The organism is Citrobacter sp. ANG330, assembly GCF_047467925.1.
Lineage (GTDB): Bacteria > Pseudomonadota > Gammaproteobacteria > Enterobacterales > Enterobacteriaceae > Citrobacter_A > Citrobacter_A amalonaticus_G.
Map to the genome: position 1 here is coordinate 70,164 of NZ_JASJUI010000010.1, position 12,965 is coordinate 83,128.

Sequence of the window (12,965 nt, forward strand, 5' to 3'; positions counted from 1 at the left end):
TTATCCTTAAAAGCAGGTGGGCTGGCGATAATGCCGCCCACCAGGGACGTTATTTAATCCAGGCTCCCGCCATTAATGAGGTTGCGTTGGTCGTAAATTGCTTAAAGACGCCGCGTCGGTTTGAATAATCCGGTTTTGTCCAGTTTGTCCGACGGCGTTCAAGACAGTGCTGAATTTCTTCTTCTGTTTTGTACTCCCCGTGAATACCAACAATGTTGAGCTTGCGCCCTTTGACATCCATTTCGATGAGGTCGCCATCTTCGACAAGCGCAATAGGACCGCCATCTGCCGCTTCAGGGGAAACATGGCCGACGCAAGGACCGCTGGTCGCGCCAGAGAAACGACCATCGGTAATCAGGGCGACTTTGCCATCAAGACGTTTGTCGTAAACAATCGCGTCTGTGGTCATGAGCATTTCCGGCGCTCCCGAACCTTTAGCCCCTTCATAACGGATAAAAATGACATCACCCGGTTCGATGTGGTTATGAATAATGGCTTGCTGGGCATCCTCTTCCGAATTGAAGACGCGCGCAGGGCCGGTATGGTGGTGCATATCTGGCGCGCAGGCGGCATATTTAATGACTGCGCCTTCTGGTGCGATATTGCCTTTTAACACGGCAATCGACCCTTTCTTGGTGGCGTTTTCCGGCTTACGAATCACCTCTTCCGGGCTGACACGATAATTACTCAGGTAACCGTGGTTGCGGGTAAAGAACCCGGACTGATGGAGCATTTCCAGGTTTTCACCCAGCGTCCGGCCAGTCACCGTCAGGACATCCAGATCCAGATAGTCGCGAAGATACCATTGCACCATCGGTACGCCGCCTGCGAACCACATCATTTCAGTCACATACTGGCCGCTGGGTTGAATATTAGTGAGGTAAGGGATTTCATTATTTATCTGGTCAAACAGTTCAGGTTTCAGTTCCCAACCCAGTTCATGGGCGATCGCCGGGAGATGGATCATGGCATTGGTGCTGCCACCGATGGCGGCATGGACCTTAATGGCGTTTTCAAAGGCGGCAGGTGTGAGAATCTTATGTGTCGTGATATTTTTCTCTGCCAGGTATAACGCCTGATGACCGGCGCTTCGCGCGATGCGACGAATTTCCGCCAGTGTCGAGGGCAGCAATGCGCTTCCCGGTAAGGCAAGGCCCAGCGCTTCAGACATGCACTGCATCGTGCTGGCGGTGCCCATAAACTGACAAGCGCCTGCTGTCGGGCAACCGCACTGCTGCATGGCCTCCACCTGCTGAATGCCTATCTCGCCTTTTTTGAGTTTGGCGGTAATGCCACCGAGATCGGATGTGCTCATATTCGGCGCCGGACGCATTGAGCCGCCGGGGATATGCAGCATCGGTAGATTCAGGCGCGCAGCGGCAATCAGATGCGCCGGGATCGACTTATCACAACTGGAGATCAAGATACCGGCATCGTATGGCACGACGGAAGCATGAATTTCGACCATGTTCGCGATAGCCTCGCGGGAGGCCAGGATATAGTTCATCCCGTCATGACCCTGACCCCAGCCATCACAAATATCGGTCACGTGGTGACGAACGGCACGGCCGCCGCTTTCGTGAATGCCTAAGACGGCTTCATCGCCCAGATGATTAAGATGAAAACTACCGGGATGACTTTCGCCATAGCAGTCATCCACCAGAACCTGCAGTTTATTGACATCTTCTTTGGTGTAATTCATCCCCAGACGCAGGGCGTCCAGTTGTGACCACAGGTCACGGGCGTGTTGGCATTTCTGACTCATTTGGCGATTCCTTCTTGTTTGAGCGACGTCTCAGGCGCCGATGCATGATGAGGGGTGCTACTGCCTGCAGGACGGGCAGTAACCGAAGGTAAACTGAACAGCAGCGCGACGGCGATGAGGAGTGCGGCCACCAGCACCGTCATCCCCGCCGTTTGTGAGAACGTGACGGTTAGCAGGCCCACCAGATAAGGACCAATAAAACCGCCAATGTTACCTAATGCGTTGATGGTGCCGCGTACGCCACCCAGCACGTTGGGAGCGAAGAGTAATGGCGGTAATGTCCAGAACGGCCCCGCATAGGCCTGCAGGAAGAAGCCGCAGATGACCATCATGCCGTACGCCAGCCAGACGTTATCTTTCAACAGCAGGGAAAGCGCGAGACAGGCGGCAAAGCCCAGCAACGGAATTGCCGTGTAGAGGCGGCGATTCATGGTTTTGTCGCACCATTTGGCAATGTAGTATTGACCGACGATGCACAAAATGTACGGTGCCGCAGTCAGCAAGCCGACAATAGTCATTCCGCTACCGGTCAGGTGTTTAATCAGGTTTGGCATCCAGAGGGCGAAGCCGTAGAAACCAACCTGCACAAAGAAATAGATGCCGATCAGCTTCCATAAGTTAATGCTTCTTAGAACATTACGGATGCTGCTTACCTCACCTCCAATCGTTAGCGCGCGATCGGCCTGCAGTTTCTGTTCGATCCAGGCGCGTTCTTTCGGATCCAGCCATTTGGCCTGATGAGGATGGTCAGAAACCAAAGGCAACCAGACGAACAGCAGGCCGAGAGAAAGTAACCCTTCGATGATGAACATTTCTCGCCAGCCATAGGTTTCGATAAGCCAGCCGGAAAGTGGCCCGGTGATGATCGACGCGACAGCGAGGTTCATCTGGAAATAGGCAATCGCTCTCGCGCGTTCTTCATTGGGGAACCAGTGACCGATCAGCGCCAGAATAGCGGGATAGACCGCACCCTCAGCGACGCCAAGGATAAAGCGGATAATCAGCAGTTGGGTAGGCGTCTGGACGAAGCCAGTCAGCAGTGCGAACCCGCCCCATGCGACGATGGTCCAGGCGATTAATTTCTTGGCGCTGTATCGTTCCGCAATTTGACCGCCGGGAATTTGCAAAAAGATATAACCAATAAAGAAAATACCGGCGACCAGACCGGCAAATGAGGCGGTCATCCCCAGGTCTTCGTCCATCCCGCCCGCAATTCCAATCGCGATGTTCGTTCTGTCCATGTAAGCCACGATATAAACGAGGATGGTGGCTGGTATGATGTGTAGCCAGCGTCCTCGCGTAGTCGGTTTATCGAGTTCAATGCTCATTAGCGCATCCCTTAATAGTAGAGGTATCTTGGTTCTGTATATGGAACTACTGTTCTGTATACAAATACTATGAGGGGATAAATTTTGAGCGTCAATTCCATATTGTCAGCAAGGTTATGTTTTGTGATTTGCTTCATATCCTGTTGCAAAACCCACAGAAAAGCGTCCTGACGCGAAACAGGAGGGAAAATCAAAACAGAGGAATAGCTGACGTAATGGCTCTGGCTAACCCAGTCTGCCGGAAGGGCGCACAGGTATACGGGCAGGATATTCCGTACAGAAAATCAGGGATCTTTTAGAAGTGTTGGGGAAAGGGGAGAACGTGTTTCGCCATGGCGGTATGCTCATAGCCGAGTAGCACAGGATAAAACGCCCGGCAGCGTGTCGCTACCGGGCGTGTGGAGATTATTATGACGCTAACGAAAGCTGATGTTTCTCGACGTATTCCGCCAGCCACTGGGTCATGCGGGACTGCTGTTCGGCGTTGAGCCACATGCCTTCTTTCGTACGACGCCACAGCGCATCGTCTGCGCGGCGAACCCATTCGTGGTCTACCAGATATTTCAGCTCTGCTTCGTAGAATTCATGGCCGAAATCTTCGCCCAGATCGGCGACAGAGGTGGCTTCACCCAGAATCCACTCCGTGTTGCTGCCGTAGGTACGCGAGTAGTGGCGCGCCAGTGATTCGGTCAGGAACGGATAACGACGGCGCAGTTTTGCCGCGTAATCTTCGCGATCGCCACCGATTTCACCGCCAGGCAGCACGCAGTCTTTGGTCCAGGCCGGGCCAATGCCCTGATAATATGAAGACAGTTTCTCCATCGCGTGCTCGGCGAGTTTACGATAAGTGGTTAGCTTACCGCCGAAGACGGAAAGCAGCGGCGCTTTGCCATTTTCGTCATGAATATCCAGCGTGTAATCGCGGGTTATGGCCTGCGGTGAATCAGATTCGTCGTCGCACAGCGGACGCACGCCGGAATAGGTCCAGACGATATCATCGCGACCAAGCTGTTTCTTGAAGTGAGCGTTGTACACCTTCAGCAGGTAATTGATCTCGCTTTCATCGATTTTCACCGCTTTTGGATCGCCTTTGTACTCGACGTCGGTGGTCCCAATGATGGAGAACTCATCCATCCACGGGATAACAAACACAATACGCTTGTCTTCGTTTTGCAGAATGTAAGCCTGCTTCTGGGTATGGACGCGGGGCACAACGATGTGGCTGCCTTTGATCAGGCGAATGCCGTACGGCGAAGGCAGGTGCATCCCTTCGTCAAAAAATTCTTTCACCCATGGGCCAGTGGCGTTAACCAGTCCACGCGCCTGCCAGGTGAATTTTTTACCTGTGTCGATATCTTCGGCTTCGACGATCCACAGACCGTTTTCGCGGCGCGCCGAGGTTGCCCGGGTGCGGGTTAATACTTCCCCACCTTTACGCACCACCATTTGCGCATTGGCCAGTACCAGGCGCGCATCGTCAACCCAACAGTCAGAATATTCGAAACCGCGCACGATTTCGGGTTTCAGCACCGATTCTGCGCCAAAACGCAAACCGGTCGATCCCGGCAGACTGGTGCGTTTGCCCAGATGATCGTACATAAACAGACCAATGCGGATCATCCATGCCGGACGCAGATGAGGGCGATGCGGCAAACGAAAGCGCATCGGGAAGGCGATGTGCGGTGCCATTTTCAGCAATACTTCACGTTCGGCCAGCGCTTCGCTCACCAGACGGAATTCGTAGTGTTCCAGGTAGCGCAAGCCACCGTGAATCAATTTAGAACTGGCGGAAGAGGTGGCGCATGCAAGATCTTGCGCTTCCAGCATCAGCACGGATAAACCGCGTCCGGCGGCATCTGCCGCGATACCGGCACCGTTGATGCCTCCCCCTATCACAATCAGATCTTTGGTTTCCATGCTGCCCTCTTGCACTTTCGTTATAGCTCATAAATGTTCGTTATCGAACATAATAGCAAAGAAACGCGCCATTGGTAACATCGAATAAACAATTTACAGTGATACATATAACATTATGGCGTTTCACTCCCGTGGGAACGTACACTAGGGAGTAACATGCCTGAAAAGCATCACCTGCGATATAAAGAAGAGAATGTATGGATCAGTTTGAATGTATTAATGTCGAAGAAGCCCATCAGAAACTACAGCAGGGCGCGGCGGTGCTCGTCGATATCCGCGATCCGCAAAGCTATGCAATGGGACACGCGCCCGAGGCGTTTCACCTGACGAACGACACGCTGGGCGCGTTTATGCGCGATCATGATTTCGATACCGTGGTGATGGTCATGTGCTACCACGGCAATAGCAGCAAAGGCGCGGCGCAATATTTGCTCCAGCAGGGCTATGATACTGTCTACAGCGTGGACGGGGGTTTTGACGGCTGGCATCGCCATTTTCCAGCAGAAGTGGCATACGGTTCGTAACCCTTTATACTGTCCTCTTTTGTATGGATTAAGCGACAGCAACCATGTTGATGATTACCTCTTTTGCTAACCCCCGCGTGGCGCAGGCTTTTGTTGATTACATGGCGACGCAGGGCGTTATCCTGACCATTCAACAACATCAGCAAAGCGATGTCTGGCTGGCGGACGAAACGCAGGCCGACCGCGTCCATGCGGAGCTGGCGCGTTTTATGGAGAACCCTGGCGATCCGCGCTATCTCGCCGCCAGTTGGCAATCCGGACATACCGGCAGCGGGCTGCATTACCGTCGTTTCCCGTTCCTTGCCACATTGCGTGAGCGTGCAGGTCCGGTCACCTGGGTGATTATGGCCGCCTGTATTCTGGTGTTTATCGTCATGAATGTCGTTGGTGACCAGACTGTGATGATGTGGCTGGCCTGGCCGTTTGATCCGTCATTACAGTTTGATGTCTGGCGCTACTTCACTCACGCCTTCATGCACTTTTCACTGATGCACATCCTCTTCAACCTGCTCTGGTGGTGGTATCTTGGCGGTGCGGTTGAAAAACGTTTAGGCAGCGGCAAACTGATTGTGATTACCGTCATCAGCGCCCTGCTGAGTGGCTACGTGCAGCACAAGTTTAGCGGCCCGTGGTTTGGCGGGCTTTCCGGTGTCGTCTATGCGCTGATGGGTTACGTCTGGCTGCGTGGCGAGCGCGATCCGCAAAGCGGAATCTATCTGCAGCGCGGGTTGATTATTTTTGCGCTGATTTGGATCGTCGCCGGATGGTTTGATTTGTTTGGGATGTCGATGGCCAATGGCGCACATATCGCCGGGCTGGCAGTTGGGTTGGCAATGGCGTTCGCGGATACGTTAAATGCGCGAAAACGAACATAGTTCCAGGGAATAACAATGAAACAAACACAACGACATGATGCAATCATTGAGCTGGTAAAAAAACAGGGATACGTCAGTACTGAAGAGCTGGTGGAGCATTTCTCCGTCAGCCCACAAACGATTCGCCGGGATCTCAATGACCTGGCCGATCAAAACATGATTCTGCGTCATCACGGTGGCGCGGCGCTACCGTCCAGTTCAGTCAACACACCGTGGCACGATCGTAAAGCCACGCAGACGGCGGAAAAAGAGCGCATTGCGCGCAAAGTTGCCACGCAGATCCCTAACGGTTCAACGCTGTTTATTGATATCGGGACCACGCCCGAGGCCGTGGCGTACGCGCTGCTCGACCACAGCAATTTACGTATTGTGACCAACAACCTCAACGTAGCTAACACGTTGATGGTAAAAGAGGATTTCCGCATTATTCTCGCGGGTGGCGAACTTCGCAGCCGTGACGGCGGTATCATTGGCGAAGCGACGCTCGACTTTATTTCTCAGTTCCGCCTGGACTTCGGCATTCTGGGGATCAGCGGCATCGACAGTGACGGCTCGCTGTTGGAGTTTGACTATCACGAGGTGCGTACCAAGCGCGCAATAATTGAGAATTCCCGCCACGTCATACTGGTGACGGATCATTCGAAGTTTGGCCGTAATGCGATGGTGAATATGGGCAGTATCAGTCTGGTGGATGCGGTATATACCGACGCTCTGCCGCCAGCAGGGGTAATGCAGGTGATCACCGATAACCATATTCAACTGGAACTGTGTTAAACGTACTGCTTGCCCCCGGCGTGCCGGAGACATGCAGACGACAGGCTCACAGACGTTCAACAATCACAGCGATCCCCTGACCACCGCCGATGCACAGCGTTGCCAGCCCGGTGGTTTTATTGCGCTGCTGCAACGCGTGAACCAGCGTTACCAGAATTCGTGCGCCGCTTGCGCCAATTGGATGCCCCAGCGCGATCGCTCCGCCATTGACGTTCACTTTCTCTTCCGGGAAGTTGAGCTCACGAGCAACCGCCAGATACTGTGCGGCAAAGGCTTCGTTGGCTTCGATTAAATCCAGATCGCTGACGGTCATTTTGGCTTTTTCCAACGCCCGTTTTGTCGCCGGGATCGGCCCAAGTCCCATCATACTGGCATCCACCCCAGCCGAAGCCCAGCTCTTCAGGCGTGCCAACGGCGTAATCCCACGCGCACGCGCAGCGCGTTCTGACATCAGGACCAGCGTTGCTGCCGCATCATTGATACCGGAGGCATTGCCTGCAGTTACTGTCCCCGTACTTTCAAAGGCCGGGCGCAGTTTCGCCAGCGAACTGGCATCGGTCTGTGGACGTGGAAACTCATCGGTATCAAACAGACAGACCTCATTTTTACGCTTCAGGGCCACCGGTACGATTTCCTGTCTGAAATAACCGGCGTTAATCGCGGCTATCGCTTTTTGCTGCGATGCCAGCGCCACGTGGTCCTGCTCTTCACGGCTTAAATGATAGCGTTTAGCAATGTTTTCTGCCGTGACCCCCATGTGGTAATCATTGAAGGCGCACCAGAGACCGTCGTGGATCATCACGTCTGTCAGCTCACCGTTGCCCATCCGGTATCCCTGGCGCGCGCGGGCCAGCAGGTAGGGGGCGGCGCTCATGTTTTCCATCCCGCCAACAATACAGGTCTGATTATCACCACTCAGAATGGACTGCGCCCCCAGCACAACGGTTTTCAGGCCGGAACCGCAGACTTTATTAATCGTGAATGACGGAACGCTCTCCGCCAGGCCCGCGTGATGCGTCACCTGGTGTGCCGGGTTTTGCCCTAATCCGGCCTGCAACACGTTGCCGAGGATCACTTCGTTAATGTTGATGTCTGACGGAAGGTCCAGCAGGTTTGCCCGAACACAGGTCGCGCCCAGCATTGCCGCCGGGACGTCAGCCAGGCTGCCAGCAAATTTACCGATAGGGGTGCGTTTCGCACTCACAATCACAATAGAGTCGTTCATGCCAGAGTCCCCGCGGGCTGCAATGTTTTCAGGTGTGCACAAAGATGGAAGTTCGCTTCCGTGCGCGCACGAAGTTCATCAAGCGTGATGGTGTCGCTGATTTCATCGAGGATCATTTCGCCGTTCACAAAACTAAATACGGCGAGTTCGGTGATGACTTTGCTGACCTTGCCGACCGCCGTTAAGGGGTAACTGCACTGATGCAACAGCTTCGGTTCACCATTTTTTGCGCAGTGTTCCATCGCAATAATGACTTTTTTCGCTCCTGCCACGAGGTCCATCGCCCCACCCATACCGGGCACCATTTTGCCAGGAACCATCCAGTTGGCGAGGTTCCCGCGTTCATCGACCTGCAAACCGCCGAGCACGCAGACATCAACATGTCCCCCGCGAATAAGGGCGAAAGAGAAGCAACTGTCGAACATCGCCGCACCAGGGATCATGCCGCAAGGCTGACCGCCTGCATTGACAAGGCTGGCATTCACCTCGTCCAGTGGGCCGAGGCCAAGAAAACCATTTTCTGACTGCAACGTGACCTGAATATCCTCGGCCAGGTAGTTCGCGACCTGCGTTGGCAGGCCAATGCCCAGATTGACGACGTCGCCATCGTGTAATTCCTGCGCCACGCGGCGGGCAATACGTTCTTTTGCATTCATCACTGGGCCTCCACGAACAGATAATCCACCAGAGCACCGGGGGTGATGACGTGCACGGGAGGAATGCTTCCCAACGCGCCGATTTCCCGGATTTCGGCCACAACCACATCGGCGGCCAGCGCCATTACCGGGTTGAAGTTTCGGGCGGTCAGGTCATAGGTGAGATTGCCAGCCTCATCGGCATGACTGGCGAGAAGAATGGCGAGGTCGGCACGCAGAGGTTGTTCCAGCAGCCATTTCTCACCGTTGACCAGTAGCGTTTGTTTATTTTCTTCCACCACCGTGCCCAGCCCCGTTTGCGTAAGGAATCCCCCCAGCCCGGCGCCGCCAGCGCGGATCTGCTCGGCGAGCGTCCCTTGCGGCACTAACTGAACATCGAGCTCTCCGGAAATCATCTTCTTACCGGTTTCCGGGTTGGTACCAATATGAGAGGCGATCACTTTTTTGACCTGGCCATTAGAAATCAGCGGACCAATGCCTTTATCGACAAAAGCGGTGTCATTGCCGATGAGCGTCAACGCTTTCACACCGGAGCGCATAATCTCTGTTACCAGATATTCCGGCGTCCCGACGCCCATAAAGCCGCCAAACATAATGCTCATGCCGTCATGTAATAGTTCGCGGAATTTATCCGCCGTTATTCTTTTTTTTTGCATAATGGTGTACTTGCTGTTTTGAGGACAAGGATCCCCAGGCGGAGTAATGAAACTCTGCCGAAGATGGAGGATCCTCGTGTCCGAAAAGAATTAAATGGGCATATCCAGCAACGCGGAGCTTAGCCCTTTGCCGTGCATATCCAGCGCCAGCGAGCGAGTAACGCCACCTCCCAGCGCTTTATACATCACGAAATTCAGTGCGCCGAGTTCCGGTAATTCATAGCGAATCACCTCGCCCTGTACAATATCGCCAAACCAGGCTTTGACTCTTTCGGCGGTGACCTGTTCTGCCAGCGTGGAATAATCTTCCGGACGCCAGGCAATTAAGGAAATATTGGAAATATTTCCTTTATCTCCGGTACGGGAATGCGCTATTTCACGTAATTTCATTATTTATTCTCCAGTACGGTAACATGGTGTTGAACGCATTGACGCGGAATAAGGGTGGAGTCCATGGCCAGTATTTCTTTTACCGATTTCATGACACCACCACCGCCCGCAGGGCCGTTGGTATAAAGTGTTTCCACTTCGTTGCCGACGGTAACCGCCTGCGCACGAGTGGCGCAGCGGGCAGCAACACGAGCGCGAACTTCATAGGGCTCGCTGTGCTGACCGCGCGTTTCACCATGCAGCGCATTGACACCAATGAGGTCGTAACGTGTTTCCTGCGCGTTAAAGTGACAAATCGCGAAGCGCTCACGCACGATGTCGAGAGCGAGACGTCCACGATTTACCGCACCCGGACCGGCGTAGGAGATTTCGCCTTCACCGATAAAACCGTCCTGATAACCGACAGAAACCTTCAGCGTTTCGGTACGTGGTGCACCCGTCGCACCGGTAATCCGCACCTCATCCGGGCCGCATTGGCTAAAACGCACATGGCTGAAGTCAGCAACAACGTCAGGGGTGAGATAACAATCCGGCCGGTGGATCTCGTACAGTAGCTGCTCTTTGCAGGTGTCTTCAGTAATCAGTCCGCCAGAGCCGGCCACTTTGGTTATGGTGGCGTTGCCATCTTCACTGACCTCAGCCAGTGGGAAACCGAGGTGTGCCAGATGAGGAACATCCTTCACCCCCGGATCGGCGTAATATCCGCCGGTGATTTGCCCGGCGCACTCCAGAAGATGACCGATACAGGTCCCCATGCCCAGGTAATGCCAGTCATCAGCGGCCCAGTTGAACTCATGCATCATCGGTGCAAGAAAAAGCGACGGGTCGGCGACGCGTCCGGCAATCACCACATCTGCATCGGACTCAAGTGCTTCCAGTAACCCCGTCGCGCCTAAATACGCGTTTGCGGAAAGTAAGGTTTTTTCAAAGCGAGAAACGGGAACACCGGCTTCGTCCAGCGTCAGGTCCATCGACTGTATGAGCGACAACACGTCATCACCCGTGACTACAGCGACTTTAAGGCCATGCAAACCCAGTTCCTGGGCAATTTTCAGTACCGCTTTTCCAGCGGCGAGCGGGTTGGCGGAACCCATGTTAGAGATGATTCGCACACTTTTGGCGTGACAGGTCGGTAACACCGCGCGCATCCGCGCTTCGAGCAGTTCGTTATAGCCTTTGTTCGGATCCTGCTGCTTCTGTTTTTGTCCAATGGCGATGGTGCGTTCTGCCAGACATTCAAACACCAGGTAATCCAGTTGCCCTTTTTCGGCCAGTTCAACCGCAGGCTCAATACGGTCGCCTGCGTAGCCTGCTCCGGAACCAATTCGAATGGTTTTCATTTTATTTCCTTAATTCTTAACAAGAAATGTGCTATTAAATCGGGAAGACGCCGGTGAGGGCGGCGGCAAAGGTCATAATGACGCTGGCTGCCCACAGGACCGGGATGGAGAATTTTTGGTGATCCGCGAGGTCGACACCGGCAAGACTGACCAACAGGAAGGTCGCGGGAGTCAGTGGACTGACCGGGAAGCCGGTGGTCATCTGACCGAGCACCGATGCCTGAGCAACCTGAATGGCAGGGATACCCATAATGTCCACGGTATGCGCGACGACAGGCATAATGCCGAAGTAGTAAGAGTCTGGATCGAAAATCAACGACAACGGCATCGAGATCAGGCCGACGATGAACGGAATATGGGATGCCAGTGCCGCAGGCATAAACTCAACCGCCGCATGAGACATGGCTTTCAGCATGCCTGCACCGCCCATGATCCCGGTAAATGCTCCCGCCGCGAACAGGATACTGGCCATCATCAGCGCCGCTTTTGCGTGGGCGTTGATCCGTTCTTTCTGCATTTCAACATTTGGATAGTTGATCATCAACGCCAGCGTCAGGGCGATCATGAAGGCAACGGTGGGGGAGATGCGGGTGAACACCATTGTGCCGATCACGGCAATAACCAGTGCGATATTTACCCAGAAAAGATGTGGGCGACGCAGGACTTTTTCCTGCTCGGTCAGTTCCTTATGATGCGAAAAATCACCTGCGGCCGCAGCAAAGTGGGCTGCGCCAAGGCGTTTCTCTTCACGTTTACCCCAGTACCAGCCCATGATGACCATAAAGGTCAGGCCCGCGAGCTGTGCTGGAATTAACGGAATAAAGAGATCATGGGTGGTGACGTTCAATGCGGCCGAGGCGCGAATCATCGGCCCGGTCCAGGGTAAAAAGTTGACCCCGGCGCTGAGCGCAACAATACCAAGTAAGATCCGTTTGTCCATACCGAGGCGATTGAACAGCGGCAGCATGGTGGGGACAGTGATTAAGAAGGTCACCGCGCCATTACCGTCAAGGTGGGCGATGAGTGCCAGAAGGCCCGTGCCGATGATGATTTTAACCGGGTTGGTCCCTACGAATCGCAATATACCGCGTACGATAGGGTCAAACATCCCGGCATCCGTCACAACGCCAAAAAAAGCGATCGCAAAGACGAACATCGCCGCCATCGGGGCCAGTTTTGTGATGCCTTCGACCACATATTTTGCGGTATCTGTTCCGCAACCTGCAGCCAGCGCGCCAATCACCGGAATAACGATCAGGGCAACCAGAGGTGACATCCTTTTGGACATGATAAAAAATAATAAGGTGGCTATAGTAAGCACACCTATTAGCGCCAGCATGAGTTTCTCCTTAATATTTTTATAAACTTATATGCTTCGAAAGTATAAAAGTAAATACAATGTTAATTGTGTGCAGAGGGATATATGTTTGATCAGTGCATTAGTTTTTATCACAGAGCGCCGGATGGTACTAATTTGTAAATCCAATGAAGTCATTCATTGTAAGGGTTAATGCG

General features: G+C 53.7%; 12 protein-coding genes. 3 read left to right on the top strand and 9 right to left on the bottom strand.

Annotated elements, in window-relative coordinates; translation table 11 throughout:
- Positions 1 to 49: 49 nt before the first annotated feature.
- The 3 genes from ilvD to glpD form a co-directional block, all read right to left on the bottom strand.
- Entirely contained in the window at positions 50 to 1,765 is a 1,716-nt protein-coding gene (ilvD, locus tag QNN88_RS18940; RefSeq protein WP_061076063.1) for a dihydroxy-acid dehydratase, read from the bottom strand.
- Entirely contained in the window at positions 1,762 to 3,093 is a 1,332-nt protein-coding gene (locus QNN88_RS18945) for an MFS transporter (protein WP_414241572.1), read from the bottom strand. Before QNN88_RS18945 ends, ilvD begins: the two co-directional genes overlap by 4 nt.
- 408 nt (positions 3,094 to 3,501) lie before the next feature.
- On the bottom strand, positions 3,502 to 5,010 hold the full coding sequence (glpD, locus tag QNN88_RS18950) for a glycerol-3-phosphate dehydrogenase (RefSeq protein ID WP_414241573.1): 1,509 nt from the start codon (positions 5,008 to 5,010) through the stop codon (positions 3,502 to 3,504).
- A 197-nt stretch (positions 5,011 to 5,207) separates the two neighbouring features.
- Between glpD and glpE the strand changes: the two genes are divergently transcribed.
- From glpE to QNN88_RS18965, 3 genes are read left to right on the top strand one after another with little or no spacing between them, the layout of a single operon-like run.
- Positions 5,208 to 5,534, top strand: a complete 327-nt coding sequence (glpE, locus tag QNN88_RS18955) for a thiosulfate sulfurtransferase GlpE (RefSeq protein ID WP_414241574.1) — start codon at positions 5,208 to 5,210, stop codon at positions 5,532 to 5,534.
- 44 nt (positions 5,535 to 5,578) lie between these two features.
- Positions 5,579 to 6,409 (top strand): rhomboid family intramembrane serine protease GlpG, encoded by an 831-nt coding sequence (gene glpG / locus QNN88_RS18960; protein WP_414241575.1) that lies wholly within the window; start codon positions 5,579 to 5,581, stop codon positions 6,407 to 6,409.
- Positions 6,410 to 6,424: 15 nt separating this feature from the next.
- The gene (locus tag QNN88_RS18965) at positions 6,425 to 7,183 is read left to right on the top strand and encodes a DeoR/GlpR family transcriptional regulator (RefSeq protein ID WP_414241576.1); all 759 of its coding nucleotides are present in this window, start codon (positions 6,425 to 6,427) and stop codon (positions 7,181 to 7,183) included.
- Between the two features lie 46 nt (positions 7,184 to 7,229).
- Here QNN88_RS18965 and QNN88_RS18970 read toward each other — a convergent pair whose 3' ends face one another.
- From QNN88_RS18970 to QNN88_RS18995, 6 genes are all read right to left on the bottom strand, one after another.
- Positions 7,230 to 8,408: an acetyl-CoA C-acetyltransferase gene (locus QNN88_RS18970; RefSeq protein ID WP_414241577.1), complete on the bottom strand. Its 1,179-nt coding sequence runs from the start codon at positions 8,406 to 8,408 to the stop codon at positions 7,230 to 7,232.
- Entirely contained in the window at positions 8,405 to 9,064 is a 660-nt protein-coding gene (locus tag QNN88_RS18975) for a 3-oxoacid CoA-transferase subunit B (protein WP_061069311.1), read from the bottom strand. Before QNN88_RS18975 ends, QNN88_RS18970 begins: the two co-directional genes overlap by 4 nt.
- Complete coding sequence (gene atoD, locus QNN88_RS18980; RefSeq protein ID WP_414241578.1) at positions 9,064 to 9,720, bottom strand: acetate CoA-transferase subunit alpha; 657 nt, start codon at positions 9,718 to 9,720, stop codon at positions 9,064 to 9,066. The genes QNN88_RS18975 and atoD overlap by 1 nt, the downstream gene beginning before the upstream one ends.
- 90 nt (positions 9,721 to 9,810) lie before the next feature.
- On the bottom strand, positions 9,811 to 10,110 hold the full coding sequence (locus QNN88_RS18985) for a hypothetical protein (RefSeq protein WP_414241579.1): 300 nt from the start codon (positions 10,108 to 10,110) through the stop codon (positions 9,811 to 9,813).
- A complete protein-coding gene (locus QNN88_RS18990) occupies positions 10,110 to 11,450 on the bottom strand; it encodes an acyclic terpene utilization AtuA family protein (protein WP_414241580.1) in 1,341 nt (446 codons plus the stop codon). Before QNN88_RS18990 ends, QNN88_RS18985 begins: the two co-directional genes overlap by 1 nt.
- Before the next feature lie 34 nt (positions 11,451 to 11,484).
- Positions 11,485 to 12,789 (bottom strand): CitMHS family transporter, encoded by a 1,305-nt coding sequence (locus QNN88_RS18995; protein ID WP_042998441.1) that lies wholly within the window; start codon positions 12,787 to 12,789, stop codon positions 11,485 to 11,487.
- Positions 12,790 to 12,965: the final 176 nt, after the last annotated feature.